Raw genomic sequence first — 17,166 nt, forward strand, 5'->3', positions numbered from 1 at the left:
ATAGGTTTTTGTTCATTATATACCCAATTTTTTGAAGTGTCAAGGCACATTTTTGCACTTATATCGACAATTTTTGCAAATTATTTGAAAAAACTATTGACATATTAAATCTATAAGAATATAATAATCACTGTTGAAGTTTAGAAACGCTAAACAAAATATTTAATAAAAAGAACTTTTAAAGAGGTCTTATGTTATGGAAATCGGCAGTAAACTGAAGCGGTTGAGAATAAAAAACAACCTCACGCAGGAGGAGCTTGCAGACAGGTGCGAACTGTCAAAGGGGTTTATATCGCAGATTGAGCGCGATTTGGCGTCGCCGTCAATTTCAACGTTGTTTGATATTCTCCAGTGTATGGGAACCGACTTAAAGGAATTTTTCAACGACGAAACCGACGAGGAAATTGTTTTCCGCGAGGAGGATATTTTTGTCAAAGAAAACAAAGACGACAAAAACATTATAAACTGGCTTGTGCCCAATTCGCAGAAAAACATAATGGAGCCTATAATCATTGAGCTTTTGCCGAACGGCACATCATATGTGGATACACCGCACGAGGGCGAAGAATTCGGTTATGTTCTGTCGGGAAATATTTCGGTTTTTGTCGGCAGTAAGGAATACAAAGCAAAGAAAAACGAGTGTTTTTATTACAAGGCTAATCAGCCTCATTTTATAAAAAACCGCGGAAAAAGCAAAGCGACGGTACTGTGGGTATGCACACCGCCTAATTTTTAAAATTGGAGTGATTTAAATGAGCGAGCATTTGATTGAATTAAAGGGTATTACAAAAAAATTTGACACCACCGACGCTCTTAACGACATAAATTTATACATAGACCGAAATGAATTTTTAACGCTTCTCGGTCCGTCGGGATGCGGAAAATCAACTCTTTTGAGAATTATTGCGGGGTTTGAAGACCCAACCGGCGGAACCGTTACGTTTGAGGGCAGCGACCTTTTGTGTATTCCGCCTCATAAGCGCAAAATCAACACGGTTTTTCAGAAATACGCGCTTTTTTCTCATATGAACGTTTACGAAAATATTGCGTTCGGTTTGAAAATCAAAAAAGTGAGCAAGGATAAAATCACAGAAAAGGTGAAAAAGGTTTTAAAGCTTGTAAATCTTTCGGGATTTGAAAACAGAAGCATCGATTCGTTAAGCGGAGGTCAGCAGCAGAGAATTGCCATTGCGCGTGCGATTGTAAACGAGCCGTCGGTACTTTTGCTCGACGAACCGCTCGCGGCGCTCGACTTAAAATTGAGAAAAGATATGCAGCTTGAGCTTAAAAATATGCAGCGCGAACTTGGAATTACCTTCATATACGTAACACACGACCAGGAGGAGGCGCTCTCGATGTCTGACACGGTTGTGGTTATGAAAGAGGGAACAATTCAGCAAATCGGCACTCCGACCGATATTTACAACGAGCCGAAAAATGCTTATGTTGCCGACTTTATCGGCGAAAGCAATATTATTTCGGGCGTAATGAAAAAAGACTGTCTTGTAAACTTTTGCGGTGAGGATTTCGAGTGCGTTGACAAAGGTTTTGACGAAAACGAACCGGTTGACGTTGTAATCCGTCCCGAAGATTTTTACATTGTGGACGGCAAAAACGCGAAAATTACCGGTACCGTTGAGTCGGTGACTTTTAAGGGCGTTCACTATGAAATCATTATTGAGGGCGACGGCGTAAAATGGATGGTTCACGACACCGCGTTTTTCCCCGTGGGTCAAGAGGTCGGACTTATCATAAAGCCGTTTGACATACATATTATGAAAAAGAGCGAGGGGGCAGTGCAATGAAAAAAACGGCTGCCGCATATCCTTACATTCTGTGGGCGATAGTTTTCACGGTCATTCCGCTCATTTTGGTTGCTTATTACGGTTTTACCGTTGTTGACGAGGGCGGAAAGGCGACATTTTCAATGCAGAATTTTGTCACGTTTTTTCAAAACGAACAGCTTTTGAAAGCGTTTTGGCGCTCCATTTATATGGCGGTTATCGCAACGGTGATATGCCTTGTTTTGGGTTATCCCGTGGCGTATATACTTGCAATGTCAAAATCAAAGCATACGGGATTTTTAATGCTTTTGCTTATAATTCCTATGTGGATGAATTTGCTTCTGCGAACATACGCGTGGGTTATGATTTTGGACAACACGGGACTTATAAATTCGTTTTTAAACAAATTCGGCATAAAAAGCTTTGAATTTATGTATCACAACGCATCAATCGTTTTCGGTATGGTTTACAATTTTCTGCCGTTTATGATTTTGCCGATACATTCGGTACTTGTAAAAACCGACCGTTCGGTAATAGAGGCGGCGGCGGATCTCGGTGCGGACAACAAAAAAGTTTTCTGCAAAATAATCTTTCCGTTAAGTATGCCGGGCGTGTTTTCGGGTATAACTATGGTGTTTATGCCTGCCGTTACCACTTTTGCGATTTCCGACATTTTGAGCGGACGTAAAATTCAGCTTATGGGCAACGTTATAGAAAGCCAGTTTCTGCGCAACTACAACTGGCATTACGGCTCGGCAATTTCGCTGATTCTGATAGTAATTATACTGTTTTCGGTTATTTTCTCGTCAAAATACGAAAAAGAAAACAAGGGGGGCGGACTTCTGTGAAAAAAATCGCAAAAAACATATATTTATTTTTGATTTTCCTTTTTATGTACGCACCCATCGCGGTTATGATGATTTATTCTTTCAACGATTCGCGTTCGCGCACAACGCAGTGGAAAGGATTTACATTAAAATGGTATTTTAAACTTTTTGAAGACTCACAGATTTTAAAAGCATTGCAGACAACCCTTATAGTCGCGCTTGTTTCGGCGGTGATTGCCACGGTTATCGGAACGCTTGCGGCTATCGGCATAAGCAGAATGGGCAAAAAACTAAAAAGCGCGGTTATGGGCGTAACGTATCTGCCCGTGCTCAATCCCGACATTGTAACGGGTATTTCGCTTATGATTTTGTTCGTTTTTCTGCGCATAAAGCTCGGCAAATATTCGCTTCTTCTGTCGCACATTGCTTTTAACATTCCGTACGTTATAATTTCGGTTTTGCCGAAATTTACCCAGCTTAACAAAAGCGTCTATGAGGTTGCGTTAGACCTCGGCGCAACACCGCAGTATGCGTACAGAAAAGTTGTTCTGCCCGAAATTATGCCGGGCATTATAACAGGATTTTTACTGTCGGTGACTCTTTCGGTGGACGACTTTGTAATAAGCTTTTTCACCGCCGGAACGGGCGCGACAAACCTTTCGATTTACATATATTCGGCAATAAGCAAAAAATACAACCCGTCGATAAATGCGCTTTCGACCATTATGTTCGTTGTGATTTTTACACTTTTGCTGGTGATAAATTCACGAAATAACAAAGACGACAAAAAAATTAAAGGAGATATTGCACAATGAAAAAAATTATCGCGTTAATTCTTATGCTTGCAGTTGTTATCGGCTGTTTTTCGGGTTGTTCCGGAAAGAGCAAAACGACTATTCGCGTTTACAACTGGGGTGAATTTATTGATATGGACCTTCTCGATAAATTCGAGAAAGAAACCGGTATAAAAGTACTTTACGACGTTTACACCGACAACGAAAGCCTTTATGCAAAAATTAAAAATTCGGGCGAGGACGCATATGACATAATCGTGCCGTCCGACTATATGATTAAAAAAATGATTTCGGAGGATATGCTTGCAAAGCTTGATTTTAACAATATCCCCAACTATAAAAATTTGAACGAATCATATCTTAAACCGTCCTACGACCCGACGGGCGAATATTCCGTTCCGTATTTCTACGGTATGGTGGGAATTTTGTATAACAAAAACAAAGTTGACGGCAAAATCACACGTATGAAAGATTTGTTTGACGAAAAATATGCGCGCGAGGTTTGTATGCTTTATTCAATGCGCGACACAATCGGTATGACGCTTAAAATGCTCGGTTATTCAATGAACGACACCGACCCTGCGCACATAAACGAAGCAAAGGATTTGCTTATAAAACAGAAACCGAACGTGCTCGCGTACGGCACAGACGAGCTTGTGCCGAAAGTAACCGACGGCACAGCGGCTATGGCAATGGTTTATTCGGGTGACGGTGTTGTTGCGGCGAGCGAGGACCCCGATAATGTTGAATTTGTTATCCCCGAGGACGGCACAAATATTGCGATGGATTCTATGGTAATTCTTAAAACGTCAAAAAACAAAGAGGCGGCAGAGAAATTTATCAACTTTATGCTTGATGCCGACAATGCCGCACAGAATGCCGAAACAACAGGATATTCCACACCGAACAAAGCGGCGTGGGAGCTTTTGGACGACGAAACAAAAAACGACGAGCGCAGATACCCCTCCGATGCTATGACAGCAAAGAGTGAAGAATTTACCTCCGACAATTCATTTTATGTTGCCGCGTGGGACGAAATTCTTGCACAGTAATTTGCTTGATATTACGCTTTAATACCTAAAAATTACACAAAAAAATATTTTTTTCAAAAAACTATTGAAAATTGTTCGGTAATGGTGTATAATTATATAACGTACTAACAGAGCATTTCTATATAAGTCAATTTAAAGTCTTTTTGGGAGCAGGAGGAAATAAGTTATGTATAGCAAAGAAGTAGTGGTTCAAAATCAGGTTGGATTACACGCGCGGCCGGCTACATTCTTCATTCAGAGAGCTAATGAATTTAAAGCAGGTATTTGGATTGTTAATGACGAAAGAAAGGTAAATGCCAAAAGCTTGCTGGGCGTTTTGTCGCTCGGTATAACAAGAGGCACAAAAATTACTATCGTTGCTGACGGCAGTGATCAGGAGGAAGCAGTAGACAGTTTGGTTGACCTTATTTCTTCAAATTTTATAGATGCCCAATAGATAAATAACGTTCTTTGATACATAAACCTCACATTATTTTTAATGTGAGGTTGTTTTATATAACTTACCAATTACGGAGGTATTATGGAAAACAAACCGTCACTTGAATATAAAATTAAAAGTCTGCCCGACAAAAGCGGTGTTTATATTATGAAAAATGCCGAAGGTGAGGTTATATACGTCGGCAAAGCAAAGGTTTTGAAAAACCGTGTGCGCCAGTATTTTCGCGGAAACAACCATACTCCCAAGGTTGCGGCAATGGTTTCAAACGTTGCGGATTTTGAATATATAATCACCGATTCCGAACCTGAAGCGCTGGTGCTTGAGTGCAACCTCATAAAGCAGTATATGCCGAAATACAACATTCTTTTAAAAGACGACAAAACTTATCCGTTTGCACGCGTTTCCGTAAACGAACATTTTCCCAAAATCACTATGGTGCGCAGTGTTAAAAAAGACGGCGCGAGATATTTCGGTCCGTATTCAAGCGGTATGCTCTTGCGCGAACTTATCGAATTTTTAAAGGAAGTTTACAAAATCCGAGGCTGTAACAAGGTTTTTCCGCGCGATTTTAACAAGGGCAGAATGTGTCTTTATTATCACATCGGCAAGTGTGACGGAATTTGCGGAGGAAATGCAGACGAGGAAGAATACAACAAAAAAATAAACGAAATATGCGCTTTTTTGAGCGGAAAAACCGCACATCTCGAACGTGAAATGGAAGAAAAAATGTATGATGCATCCGAAAAACTTGATTTTGAAAAAGCGGCATTTTACCGTGACAAATTAAACGCGGTGCGCCTTATAACGCAAAAGCAGAAAGCAACCTCAACAGGGGGCGGAAACAGCGATATTCTGGCGGTTTCAACCCTCAACGGTATGTCGTGCGTTCAGGTGTTTTTTATGCGCAACGGCAAAATTATCGGGCGCGAAAATTATTTTATTGACAACGGCGAAAATGCGTCCGACAGTGAGATTTTGAACAGTTTTGCGGCGCAGTATTACGCACAGTCGACGTTTATTCCCGACGAACTTATTTTGCAGTATGAACTTGCCGATATTGACGCAATTTCGCAGATGTTATGCGAAAAACGCGGTAAAAAGGTTGAAATTAAAGTGCCGAAAATCGGTGACAGCTTAAAGCTTGTCAACCTTGTAAAAGCGAACGCAATGAAGGAACTTCAAAACCGTGAACTTAAAATTCTGCGCGATATAAAATTCAAAAACAATGCGCTTGCGTCGCTTAAAACCGCACTTTCGCTCTCTGATATTCCGCACAGAATTGAGGCGTTTGATATATCGGGATTTGCAGGAAGCCACAACGTTGCGGCAATGGTTGTTTTTGTTGACGCAAAGCCGTCAAAAAAAGATTACAGGCTGTATAAAATCAAAACCGTTGTAGACAAAAACGATGATTACGCATCTATGCGCGAGGCGGTTTACAGACGCTATTCAAAGGCGGAAAATTTGCCAGATTTGATTTTTGCCGACGGCGGAGCGGGGCACGTTCACGCGGTGAAAGAGGTGCTTGATGAACTCGGGTTAAACATTCCCGTGTTCGGCATTTTTAAAGACGACAAGCACAACACACATTCTGTTATGAGCGAAAACGGCGAGATTAAAATGGATAAGACGGGTGAGGCATTTATGCTCCTTGTGAACATTCAGGACGAAATGCACCGCCGTGCGATAACGTATTACCGTTCGTTAAGTCAGAAATCGACGGTAAAATCAGAACTTGACAACATTTCGGGAGTGGGGGAAAGGCGCAGAAAAGACCTTATGCTCCATTTTAAGAGCATCAAAAAAATTAAAAATGCAACTGTAAAAGAACTTTGCGAGGTTAAGTCGATAGACAAAAAAACTGCTCAAAATATTAAAAATTATTTTGAGCAGAAAGATGTATAAAATTTTAAAGCGATATGACACGGCACCGCTTTTGGACGCTTAAAACAAGTCCGATTGCAATAAGGTTTGTAACAAGCGACGAACCGGCATATGAGAAAAACGGAAGCGGAATACCCGTTACCGGCATAAGACCGATACACATTCCGATGTTTTCAAAAATGTGAGCCATAAACATAAACGCAACACCGACGCAAATGTAGCGTCCGAATTTGTCTTTCGACGAATTTGATACGTAAATGCATCGCACAACGAGCGTAAATAAAAGCGCGATTACGGCAATACAGCCGATAAGTCCGAGTTCTTCGCCGATTACCGCGAATATAAAGTCAGTGTGCTTTGCCGGCACAAATCCGAGCTGTGTCTGCGTGCCTTTAAAAAGACCTTTTCCGAAAATTCTGCCCGAGCCTATGGCAATTTTCGACTGGACAACATGATAACCGTCGCCCAAAGGGTCGCTTTCAGGATTGAAAAACACTATAATTCGGCTTTTCTGATAGTTTTTGAGAAAAAATTTCCACACTATCGGAACTGCCGCACCGATAAGGATAAGCGCCGAGAAAATGTATTTGTACGATATGCCGGCGACAAAAATCATTCCGGCGAAAATGCACAGAAACACCATTGTCGTGCCGAGGTCAGGCTGGAGCATAATAAGTCCGACCAGCGGAACAAGGTGCAGAATGAGCGCAAACAAATTACGTTTTGTGTTTACGTTTTTCACCATTGAAAGGTGCTTTGCAAACGTGATTATAAAGCCGATTTTCACGATTTCCGACGGCTGAATGCCAATCGAACCGAAACGAATCCAGCTTTTTGCTCCGCTTTCTTCTTTACCCGTTCCGAAAATGAGCGTCGCGCCGAGAAGAAGCAGGCAGACAATATAGATATATTTTGCGTACTGACCGTATTTGCTGTAATCAATCGCGGAAACAGCAAGCATTGCGCAAAAGCCGATCGCGAACGCCCCCGACTGCACAATAATGTATTTTTGACTGTTATCCAGCGATTTCACCGCACTTGAAATTATAACCAAACCGAATGCACAGCAAACCACGGTTATCAATATTAAAAAATAGTCAAGTTTAAAAAAATCTGTCTTTTGTTTCATAATTATCTCCAAAATTTTTGCTGATAATTAGATTATATCACAATTATAAAATTTTACAAGAAATTTTTGTTGATTATACTTAAAAAATGTTATAAAATATATAAGGAGAAAAAATGTTCGGTTATGTAAATGTTTATAAAAACGAGTTAAAAATCAAGGATTTTAACGTCTACCGTGCGTATTACTGCGGTCTTTGCAAGGCGCTCGGCGAGAAATTCGGCGCACTTTCGCGTCTTGGTTTGAGTTACGATTTTACATTCCTTGCAATTTTTCTTGATTCGTTAAATGATAAAAAAGTGAATTTTTCAAGCGAAGGGTGTGCAAAGCATATCGGCAAAAAACACCTCGTTGTAAAGGATAATCCGTCGGTTGACTATGCCGCGGATATGAGCGTTGTGTTAAATTACTTTAAAATTTTGGATGATATAAAAGACGATTTTTTCACAAAATCATATTTTTTATATTTGCCTTATAAATGTGCGATGAGAAAAATTTCGGACATAGACGGTGATATAATAAACGAAATAAAACTTCAGCTTGATACGCTTTCGCGTCTGGAAAAAGAAAAGTGCGCCGAGCCTGACATTGCGTCCGACGCGTTTGCAAAAATTATGCGCGCAATTTTTTCGGTGAAAAACGGTCTTGAAGATTTTGGCTATAATCTCGGAAAATTTATATATTTAATCGACGCGCTGGACGATTTGGAAAAAGATAAAAATAAAAAATCCTACAATCCGTATATTGAAAAATTTGACGGTGACATTGCAAAAACCGTAAATTTCGCGGAATTTGTGCTTACCTACACGCTGTCACGGCTTGCAGATGAGTTTGAAAAACAGAAAATTTACAAAAACAAAGAAATACTCAAAAATATTATCTATCTCGGCCTGCGTGCGAAGTTAGATACGATTTTGAAAAAATACAGATGTGACAAAGGAGAAAACAATGAAAAATCCTTATGAGGTTTTGGGCGTGAAAGAGGGAGCGAGCGACGAGGAAATCAAAAAAGCGTACCGCGAGCTTGTGAAAAAATATCACCCCGACAAATATGTGAACAATCCGCTTGCCGACCTTGCGGCGGAAAAAATGAAAGAAATTAACGACGCTTACGACGCGCTGACAAAAGGCGGAAACAACAGCGGATATTCGTCGGGAAATACGGAAAATTACACAAATTTCAACGCTGTCCGTACGGCGATAAATGCGGGAAATCTTGCCGACGCGGAAAGACTTTTGAACCAAATGTCCGACCGCGGTGCGCAGTGGCACTATCTTTACGGCGTCATTTGCTTAAGGCGCGGTTTTTACGATATGGCGCGCAGTCATTTTGACCGTGCCTGTTCGCTCGACCCGTCCAACGCAGAGTATCAAAATGCGCGCAACAGTATGAATAACGGATTTAACACCTACCGAAATATGGGCAATGCGAACGGCTATCCGGCAGGCGGCTGCTCAACGTGCGATATGTGCCAGGGACTTTTGTGCGCCGACTGTTGCTGTGAGTGTATGGGAGGAGATTTAATTCCGTGCTGTTAGGAGTAATTTTATAATGAAAACAAGAGATGTTTCGCTCGGCGCGGTTATGTGCGCCGTTATTGTGATTATGCTTTTAATCGCGTCATATCTTAACACAATGCGTCTTTCCGCACTATTTTTGTCGTCGCTTTTAATGTGCATTATCGTGAGCTTTTCGGGAGTTAAAACAATGCTCATATGCTACGGCGCGTCGGCAATTCTCGTGTGGCTTTTTGTGCCTGACAAGAGCGTTTGCACTGCGTATACCGTGTTTTTCGGAAACTACGGCGCGGTAAAATTCGGCATTGAAAAACTTAAAAATTTGAAAAAAGAATGGGTTGTAAAAATCATCTGCGCGTGCGTATACGGTATAATTCTGTATTTCTTGATGTATCTCATAACGGGCACTGCAATACTTAAAATAAACTTTGCTCTTTATTTATCGGCAGTGATTTTTGCTTTTGTAATCGGCGATATTGCATTAAGCCTTTTAATCGGCTCGTTTGTTTCAAAAATACCGTTTCGGAAGTGATAAAAATGGCATTAAATTTTATATACGGCGTTTCGGGCAGCGGAAAAACGCAGTATGTTTTTGAAAATATAATAAAAAACGAAAAACGGCGCGTTTTGGTTGTTGTGCCGGAGCAGTTTACGCACGAAACCGAGCGCAGAATTTTGAAAGAATACGGTTCAATCAGCAAATTCGGCATTGACGTTTTGTCGTTTGAACGAATAGGCGCGCGCGTTTTTGCGGACAGCGGAATGAGGCGAACCGAGCATTTAACAACCGTCGGCAAGGGCGTTATAGTGTCAAAAATTTTGAATGACACTGAGCTTTCGTATTATAAAAACTCTGTGCAAAACTCGGGATTTACACGGCTTTGTGCAGATACTTTGTCGGAATTTAAAAAATACGGCATTTCGCCCGAACAGTTGAAATCTGCCTCCGACAAAGAGCAAAACGGCATTTTAAAGGCAAAAACCGAGGATTTTTACCGTCTTTTCCGCGCATACAAAGATACGCTCGGCGAAAAATACACCGATTCGGACGATATTTTGGAAATAACGCTTTCCGCACTTGAAAAATCCGATTTTTTCAAAAACACGGTGGTTGTTTTCGATGAATTTTCAAGCTTTATCCCTGCGGAAATAAATATAATCAAAAAAATTGCAGATGATGCCGAAGAGGTTTACATAACTCTTTGCACAAACACGCTTGTTTGTGACGAAATGACAAAAACTTCGCTTTTTGCGCCGACCGTCATAACCGCGGACAAGCTTATCCGTGCGTGCGTTGACGGCAAAATCACAGTCGGCAAAAAGATATATTTAAAAGAACAAAAAAAGCACAAAAACACAAAAATGCTGTCGGTTTTAAATGATGCGCTTTGCGAGAATAAATTCAACTGCGGTAGTATTATAAATGATGAAATAAAGCTGTTTTACGACCAAAATCCGCATTGCGAGGTTGAAAACACCGCGAAAGAAATTTTGCATCTTACGCGCGATTTTGGTTACCGATATAACGAAATCGGCATTATCTGCGCAAATTTACCAGAATATTCGGCACTTGTAAAAAATATTTTTTCGGAGTACAATCTGCCGTGCTTTATCGACGAAAAGAAAGACGCATTGTCGCATCGAATTATGCTTTTTGTGCTGGGCGCGCTTGATATTTACATTGAAAATTACAGTTATGAATCGGTATTTTCGTTTTTGCGCATGGGATTTGGAAATTTGACCGACTATGAAATTGACGTGCTTGAAAATTACGTTCTTGCACAAAATGTCAAAAAAAATGCGTGGCTCAACGGCGAAAAATGGGAACATACGCTGAAAATACACAAAAATAAAAAGCCGTCAAGCGAAAAATTTATTGCCGACGTAAATTCTGCGCGCGAAAAATTTATCGGAACGATAAAACCGTTCCACGACAGCATAAAGGGAAGAAAAAAGGCGGAATATGTTGTCCGCGCGCTTTATTCATATCTTGAAAACTGCGGATTTTTCGGCGCGGTGAAGGAAAAAATCGAGAATTTTGAAAAAGAGAATGACACGAAAAACGCAAAAGAATATCTCGCGGCGGCGACGTCGCTTGTAAATGCAATGGACGAAATCGTTCTTCATCTCGGCGGAAAAACCGTGAATGTGCGCGAATTTAAAAACATTTTATACTCCGCGTTTTCTATGCAGAAACAGGGTTACGTTCCGTACAGCGCCGACGCAATAGTTGTCGGAAATGCCGACAGGACGGTGTCGCAGGGTATTAAAGCGCTGTTTATAATCGGTGCGGTTGACGGAAGTTTTCCGACACCGAAAAACAAAAACGGTATTTTTGCCGACAATGAGCGCGATATGCTCGCAAAAAACGGCGTTGAGCTTTCGGAAACAGGCAAGACAAAGGCATTTTACAATAAATTTTTGCTCTATAACTGCGTTTGCGCCCCCGAAAAACTTCTTTATATTTCGTTCCCCGTGTGCGACAGCGCGTCAAAAGCACTTCGTCCCGCGTTTGTTTTTTCGACGCTTAAAAAAATTTTCCCAAATATAGAAATTACAACGCGTGACTGCAAAGACGAGTCTGAAACCGACAAAATCACGCTTGCCGAGCCGGCCGCGGAATACTTTATAGAAGCGGTAAAATCGGGAAAAGAACCGCTTTTGTGGAGCGCATATTACGCTTATCTTATTGAAAACAATCCCGAAAGGGCAGAGAGAATAAAATCGTTTTTCAGCTATACACCGACCGAGGTTAAAATTTCAAAAATGCTTATTGAAAGAATTTTCGGCGATGAAATTTTTTCGTCGGTGTCAAAACTTCAAACCTACCGCAGCTGCGAATTTATGTATTTTTTAAAGTATGTTTTAAAGCTTGAAGAACGTGAAATTTTCTCGCTTAACGCGGCAGATGTCGGAACGTTTGTGCATATGGTTTTTGAAAACATCTGCAAAAATATCGAGGCGGACAAAACCGATTTTGCCGCGGCAGATGATGAATACATAAAAGAAAAAATCGCTTATTATATCAACAGCGAGATTGCAAAAATTAAAACCGAAACGCCGGATAGCGAAAACAGGAGTATTTTTATTATAAAACGCCTTGCCGACGCGGTTTTCTCGTGTTTTGATATTTTAAAATTCCACATAATAAATTCGAGTTTTATTCCGCTCGGATATGAAATTGCGTTCGGAAAAGACGGCGCGGCAAGCTTTGACATTGAAACCGAAAACGGCAAAAAGGTGCATCTTATGGGAATAATCGACCGCGCGGACAAGTTTGAAACCGACAGCGGTACGTTTGTGCGGATTATAGACTACAAAACCGGCAGCAAAACCTTCAGCCTTTCAAATATGTTTTACGGGCTGGATATTCAGCTTATGGTTTATCTTTCGGCGCTCACAGAACCGCGCGCAGATTACAAAAAAGCAGGCGCGCTTTATTTTAAATTTGACGACTACATTTACAAAGCGAAAACGCGCGGTGAAATGGATAAATCGTATGAAAAGATGAAAAGCGCGCTCAAACTCAAAGGGCTTATTTTGGACGATAAAAAAGTTATTTCGGCATACGATCCCACTGCGGTATCGCGCGCAAAGTTTGCCGATGGCGAAAAATTCAGCCTTTTGTCAAACCACATAAAAAACGGAATAAAGAGCCTTTGCGAAAGACTTTTTGACGGCGATTTTTCTATAATGCCGATTCATTCGCAAAGCGGTACACCGTGCGCGTACTGCGAATACAGCGCAATTTGCAAGCGTGACACAGCAAGCGGTACGTCAGAAGAAATCAAGACACTGAAGGACGAAGAAGTATGGGAGAAACTGGAGGCGGACAAAAATGTGGACTAACGACCAGCAAAATGCAATCGACGCGCCTGTGTCGAATTTACTTGTAACCGCCGCGGCAGGCTCGGGAAAAACAGCGGTTATGGCAGAGCGCATTGTAAAGCGTATTTTAAGCGGTGACGGCGTTGATGTTGACAAACTTCTTGTTGTGACATTCACCAACGCGGCGGCATCCGAGATTAAAGAACGAATACACCTGAAAATTTTGGAACAGCTCGATAAAAACGGAAATTCCGCACTTTTAAACCGACAGCTTGCTCTTATTGATAACGCGTCAATTTGCACAATTCACAGCTTTTGCCTCAAACTTATAAAAGAAAATTTTAACGCGCTCGGGATTGACCCGGACGTAAAAACAGGCGATACAAATCAGGTTGCACGGCTTCTTGATACGGCGGTTGACAACGTTTTCGGCAGTTATTACGATGAAAACGACGAAAATTTTCTTCATCTTATAAAGCTTTATTCACCCAAGACGGACAAAAGGTTTGCCGAGATTATAAAAATGATTTATAATTTTTCGCGCACTATGCCGTCACCGGAAAAGTGGCGTAAATCACTTTGCGAAACGTATGCGGACAAAAAAACAGAAGAACACAAGAAAATTTTGTTTGAAAAATGCAAAATTGCGCTCAATCATTCGGTAAAGCTTTACGAGAAAATATTTGCTGTATTCAGAAATCACGATGTAACAAGCGCGCTGATTGATTTTGTTTCAGCCGAAAAAGAATTTTACGTCAATCTGATTAGCAGGCTCGGCAACTGGCAAAATGCGTTTGAATACGTGCAAAACACCTCATTTCCGCGCCTTTCACCGAAAATTTCAAAAGAAAATGACAAAACGGTTATGGAGGAGATAAACGCCCTGCGCACCGAGGCAAAGGAAGCGCGGAAGATGTGTGCCCTGGTTTTCGACTGCGGTGAGGACGAAATTTTTTCCGATTTTGAAAAATACACTCCGTATGTTCAAAAGCTTATCGAAATTGTTGACAAAACCGATGCGGAATTTGTGCGTTTGAAACGCGAAAAAAACATTATAGATTTTTCGGACTACGAGCATTTGACGCTTAAAATTCTCAAAAATGACGACGGCACGCGTTCAAAGCTCGCAGAGGAAATTTCAAAAAATTACGCTGAAATTTACGTTGACGAGTATCAGGACTGCAACGAAATTCAGGACGAAATTTTTTCACTTGTGTCAAACGGGAAAAATGTTTTTATGGTGGGTGATGTAAAACAGAGCATATATAAATTCCGCGATGCCGCGCCGATGATTTTCAAAAACAAAATTGACACTTTTTCGCCGTTTGACAAGGACAATTATAACGAAAACGTCAAAATAAAATTAAGTAAAAATTTCAGAAGCCGAAAAACCGTTCTGGACGGCGTTAACGTGCTTTTTTCAAAGATTATGTCAGATGACGTCGGCGAAATGAACTATACAAAAGACGATTTTCTTTATGAAAACGAGAACGAATTTTACGGCGATGATTTATATAAAAAAATTACGGTAAACGTTATTGAGTACGAAAAAAATTATGTTTCGGAGGACGACGAAGAAACCGCCGAGGCGGACAAATGCACCATGGAGGCGAATTTCACCGCAGGCGAAATCGAAAGACTTGTAAATGACGAAAACGCAGTTGTTTACGACAAAAGCATCGGCAAAAAAAGACGCATCACATACCGCGATATTGTGGTTTTAATGCGTGCAAAAGGCGACGGCGCGGTGTTTGAAAATGCCTTTTCGGCGCGCGGAATACCGTGTTTTTCCGAGAGCGGAGGCGAATATTACGAAACGAGCGAAATAAAAACGCTTTTATGCCTTGCAAAAGTGTCGTTAAATCCGCTTGACGATATTGAAATCACGGCAGTTATGCGTTCTGGAATTTACAAATTCAACGACGAAGAACTTCTCACAATCAGGCTTTGCCTTAAAGATACGTATTTTTACGACGCAATGGTGAAGTATGCAAAATTAAATTCCAATAAGCTTGCCGAAAAAATTTCAAACTTTTTGGGTGAGCTCAATAGATTTTCCGAGGCGGCAAAACATATGCCGTCGGACGAGTTTTTTCGCTTGCTCGTGCGCAAAACCGACTATTTAAGCTATGTCGGAACACTCAAAAACGCCGGGCAGAAAAAGGCAAATATCCGCGCGCTTTTCTACAAAGCCGAATGTTTTGAAAAGACAGCGTACAAAGGAATTTTCAATTTTTTGCGCTTTGTTGACGATATAACGCTAAAAAAATCCGACGGCGATGCACCGAAAATTGTCAGCGAAAACGATAATGTTGTGCGGATAATGACAATTCACAAAAGCAAAGGTCTGGAATTCGGGGCGGTATTTTTGTGCCAGTGTGCAAAAAAAATCAATTTCCGCGACACGAGCGGTGCAATTCTCTTGCACAAAAGCCTCGGACTGGGCCTTAATTTTGTCGATTACGAAAAGAGATTTTCATATCCCGCAATTACAAAAAAGGCCATTGCCGAGAAAATGACGCTTGAAACCTTGTCGGAGGAGGAGCGTATTTTGTACGTTGCCTTAACGCGCGCAAAAGAAAAGCTTTACATAAGCGCGTGCACCGACAATGCGCAAAAGAAAATTGAAAATTTCAATGAAATTTTAAAGCTTTACAACGATACAAATAATGTTCCGATTGTGCTTACAAAAGGCGCAAAATGCTATCTTGACTGGATTATTCCGTCGCTTATCAGACATTTTGACGAAAACGGCGATATTTTTGAATTAAACATAATTCCGTCACACACGGTAGAAATTCTCGATAATGCCGAAACAACGGCGGAAACCGATTTTTTCGGCAAGTTTGAAAATGTACCGAACGAGTTTTCCGATTTTGTTGAAAAAAGGCTTTCGTACGAATACGCATACAAATCAGCACAGGAATTTCCGTCATTGCTCACGGTTACAGAATTAAAGCGCTTGCTATCCGAAAACGACGACGGATACAATATATATGAAGAAAATATTTTGCCGTCGCCCGAATTTTTGGAAGAAGAAAAAATTTCAGCGGCGCATAAAGGTACGCTTATGCACTTTGCAATGCAGAAAATCGATTTTTCGGACGCAGACAGCGCCGGCGCGGTGGAGTGCCAAATTTCAAAGCTTTGCAGTGACGGACTTTTGACCTCCGCTGAGGCAGAATGTATCGACTGTGAAAAAATCGTTCGTTTTGCAAATTCCGAAATAGGGGAGCAAATCAAAAATTCTGCCGTGTGCGAGAGGGAGTTTTCGTTTAAAATTCCCGTTAAGTTGAGTGAAATTTTTGACACCGGCGCACAGGACGTTATAATCGTTCAAGGTGCGATTGACCTGTTTTTCGAGGAAAGCGACGGCTCGGTTGTGCTGATTGACTATAAAACCGACCGTGTGAAAAATGCAGAAAAGATACGTGAAAAATACGAAATTCAGCTCAAATTCTATAAAACCGCGCTTGAAACAATTTTAAAAAAGCGTGTTTCCAAAACGATGATTTATTTGTTTGATACAGGCGAATTTATATAAACTATAAGGAGAATTTTATGAAAATAAGATATAAATTTTCAAGCGGACGAAGCGTTATCCGAGGTAACAGAACTCTTTTCTTTGCGCTTTTTATGGCAATTCTTTTGGTTTTGTCGTTTGTTTTGAGTTACTCTCTGGTTTCGTCGTCACAGAAGAAAGAAAACGCGAAAATTACCGAGCTTACCGCCGAAGTTGAACGCCTAAATGCCGAAATAGAACAGAAAAACGCGGAAATTGCCGACCTTAAAGCAAAGCTTAAATGATTTTCACGCTACAACATATTGTGCAAATTTATAAATAATGCACAAAAAAGCACAAATAATATGACATATTTGGATAAATTTGTTTGAAATGTGACAAACAAGTGAAA

Annotated in this window: 14 protein-coding genes; 13 read left to right on the forward strand and 1 reads right to left on the reverse strand. The window is 40.8% G+C overall.

Annotation, left to right across the window (positions count from 1 at the left end; all coding sequences use genetic code 11):
* Positions 1 to 196: 196 nt before the first annotated feature.
* From H8706_RS00980 to uvrC, 7 genes are all read left to right on the forward strand, one after another.
* The gene (locus H8706_RS00980; RefSeq protein ID WP_178347559.1) at positions 197 to 736 is read left to right on the forward strand and encodes a helix-turn-helix domain-containing protein; all 540 of its coding nucleotides are present in this window, start codon (positions 197 to 199) and stop codon (positions 734 to 736) included.
* Positions 737 to 752: 16 nt separating this feature from the next.
* Complete coding sequence (potA, locus tag H8706_RS00985) at positions 753 to 1,805, forward strand: spermidine/putrescine ABC transporter ATP-binding protein (RefSeq protein ID WP_262431135.1); 1,053 nt, start codon at positions 753 to 755, stop codon at positions 1,803 to 1,805.
* A complete protein-coding gene (locus tag H8706_RS00990; RefSeq protein WP_262431136.1) occupies positions 1,802 to 2,632 on the forward strand; it encodes an ABC transporter permease in 831 nt (276 codons plus the stop codon). Before potA ends, H8706_RS00990 begins: the two co-directional genes overlap by 4 nt.
* 44 nt (positions 2,633 to 2,676) lie before the next feature.
* Positions 2,677 to 3,426, forward strand: coding sequence for an ABC transporter permease (locus H8706_RS00995; RefSeq protein WP_178347565.1), 750 nt, complete (start codon positions 2,677 to 2,679; stop codon positions 3,424 to 3,426).
* A complete protein-coding gene (locus tag H8706_RS01000; RefSeq protein WP_262431137.1) occupies positions 3,423 to 4,457 on the forward strand; it encodes a polyamine ABC transporter substrate-binding protein in 1,035 nt (344 codons plus the stop codon). Before H8706_RS00995 ends, H8706_RS01000 begins: the two co-directional genes overlap by 4 nt.
* 166 nt (positions 4,458 to 4,623) lie before the next feature.
* Positions 4,624 to 4,893, forward strand: a complete 270-nt coding sequence (locus tag H8706_RS01005) for an HPr family phosphocarrier protein (RefSeq protein WP_178347563.1) — start codon at positions 4,624 to 4,626, stop codon at positions 4,891 to 4,893.
* A gap of 84 nt (positions 4,894 to 4,977) precedes the next feature.
* A complete protein-coding gene (gene uvrC / locus H8706_RS01010) occupies positions 4,978 to 6,801 on the forward strand; it encodes an excinuclease ABC subunit UvrC (RefSeq protein ID WP_262431138.1) in 1,824 nt (607 codons plus the stop codon).
* Between the two features lie 4 nt (positions 6,802 to 6,805).
* On the opposite strand, the gene rodA is transcribed toward uvrC, so the two are convergent.
* Positions 6,806 to 7,909 carry a rod shape-determining protein RodA gene (gene rodA / locus H8706_RS01015; protein WP_262431139.1) on the reverse strand — a complete coding sequence of 368 codons (1,104 nt, stop codon included), beginning with the start codon at positions 7,907 to 7,909 and terminating at the stop codon, positions 6,806 to 6,808.
* Positions 7,910 to 8,022: 113 nt separating this feature from the next.
* On the opposite strand from rodA, the gene H8706_RS01020 reads away from it, so the two are divergent.
* The 6 genes from H8706_RS01020 to H8706_RS01045 are packed head-to-tail and all read left to right on the forward strand — an operon-like array spanning position 8,023 to position 17,059.
* Entirely contained in the window at positions 8,023 to 8,871 is an 849-nt protein-coding gene (locus H8706_RS01020) for a DUF5685 family protein (protein WP_262431140.1), read from the forward strand.
* The gene (locus tag H8706_RS01025; RefSeq protein ID WP_262431141.1) at positions 8,855 to 9,445 is read left to right on the forward strand and encodes a J domain-containing protein; all 591 of its coding nucleotides are present in this window, start codon (positions 8,855 to 8,857) and stop codon (positions 9,443 to 9,445) included. Before H8706_RS01020 ends, H8706_RS01025 begins: the two co-directional genes overlap by 17 nt.
* 13 nt (positions 9,446 to 9,458) lie before the next feature.
* The gene (locus H8706_RS01030; RefSeq protein ID WP_262431142.1) at positions 9,459 to 9,956 is read left to right on the forward strand and encodes a hypothetical protein; all 498 of its coding nucleotides are present in this window, start codon (positions 9,459 to 9,461) and stop codon (positions 9,954 to 9,956) included.
* A 5-nt stretch (positions 9,957 to 9,961) separates the two neighbouring features.
* Positions 9,962 to 13,273 carry a PD-(D/E)XK nuclease family protein gene (locus H8706_RS01035; RefSeq protein WP_262431143.1) on the forward strand — a complete coding sequence of 1,104 codons (3,312 nt, stop codon included), beginning with the start codon at positions 9,962 to 9,964 and terminating at the stop codon, positions 13,271 to 13,273.
* Positions 13,263 to 16,796: a helicase-exonuclease AddAB subunit AddA gene (gene addA, locus H8706_RS01040; RefSeq protein ID WP_262431144.1), complete on the forward strand. Its 3,534-nt coding sequence runs from the start codon at positions 13,263 to 13,265 to the stop codon at positions 16,794 to 16,796. Before H8706_RS01035 ends, addA begins: the two co-directional genes overlap by 11 nt.
* A gap of 17 nt (positions 16,797 to 16,813) precedes the next feature.
* Positions 16,814 to 17,059, forward strand: a complete 246-nt coding sequence (locus H8706_RS01045) for a hypothetical protein (RefSeq protein ID WP_178348151.1) — start codon at positions 16,814 to 16,816, stop codon at positions 17,057 to 17,059.
* The last annotated feature ends 107 nt before the right edge of the window (positions 17,060 to 17,166 follow it).

Origin of the sequence: Qingrenia yutianensis (assembly GCF_014385105.1) — a bacterium.
GTDB classification, from domain to species: domain Bacteria; phylum Bacillota; class Clostridia; order UMGS1810; family UMGS1810; genus Qingrenia; species Qingrenia yutianensis.

What these genes read in the sequence shown, in the direction of transcription:
- H8706_RS01025 (WP_262431141.1), top strand. Translation starts at nt 8,855, where the DNA reads ATGAAAAATCCTTATGAGGTTTTGGGCGTGAAAGAGGGAGCGAGCGAC.
- addA (WP_262431144.1), top strand. Translation starts at nt 13,263, where the DNA reads ATGTGGACTAACGACCAGCAAAATGCAATCGACGCGCCTGTGTCGAAT.
- potA (WP_262431135.1), top strand. Translation starts at nt 753, where the DNA reads ATGAGCGAGCATTTGATTGAATTAAAGGGTATTACAAAAAAATTTGAC.
- H8706_RS01035 (WP_262431143.1), top strand. Translation starts at nt 9,962, where the DNA reads ATGGCATTAAATTTTATATACGGCGTTTCGGGCAGCGGAAAAACGCAG.
- H8706_RS01005 (WP_178347563.1), top strand. Translation starts at nt 4,624, where the DNA reads ATGTATAGCAAAGAAGTAGTGGTTCAAAATCAGGTTGGATTACACGCG.
- H8706_RS00980 (WP_178347559.1), top strand. Translation starts at nt 197, where the DNA reads ATGGAAATCGGCAGTAAACTGAAGCGGTTGAGAATAAAAAACAACCTC.
- H8706_RS01045 (WP_178348151.1), top strand. Translation starts at nt 16,814, where the DNA reads ATGAAAATAAGATATAAATTTTCAAGCGGACGAAGCGTTATCCGAGGT.
- rodA (WP_262431139.1), bottom strand. Translation starts at nt 7,909, where the DNA reads ATGAAACAAAAGACAGATTTTTTTAAACTTGACTATTTTTTAATATTG.
- H8706_RS01030 (WP_262431142.1), top strand. Translation starts at nt 9,459, where the DNA reads ATGAAAACAAGAGATGTTTCGCTCGGCGCGGTTATGTGCGCCGTTATT.
- H8706_RS00995 (WP_178347565.1), top strand. Translation starts at nt 2,677, where the DNA reads ATGTACGCACCCATCGCGGTTATGATGATTTATTCTTTCAACGATTCG.
- uvrC (WP_262431138.1), top strand. Translation starts at nt 4,978, where the DNA reads ATGGAAAACAAACCGTCACTTGAATATAAAATTAAAAGTCTGCCCGAC.
- H8706_RS01000 (WP_262431137.1), top strand. Translation starts at nt 3,423, where the DNA reads ATGAAAAAAATTATCGCGTTAATTCTTATGCTTGCAGTTGTTATCGGC.
- H8706_RS00990 (WP_262431136.1), top strand. Translation starts at nt 1,802, where the DNA reads ATGAAAAAAACGGCTGCCGCATATCCTTACATTCTGTGGGCGATAGTT.
- H8706_RS01020 (WP_262431140.1), top strand. Translation starts at nt 8,023, where the DNA reads ATGTTCGGTTATGTAAATGTTTATAAAAACGAGTTAAAAATCAAGGAT.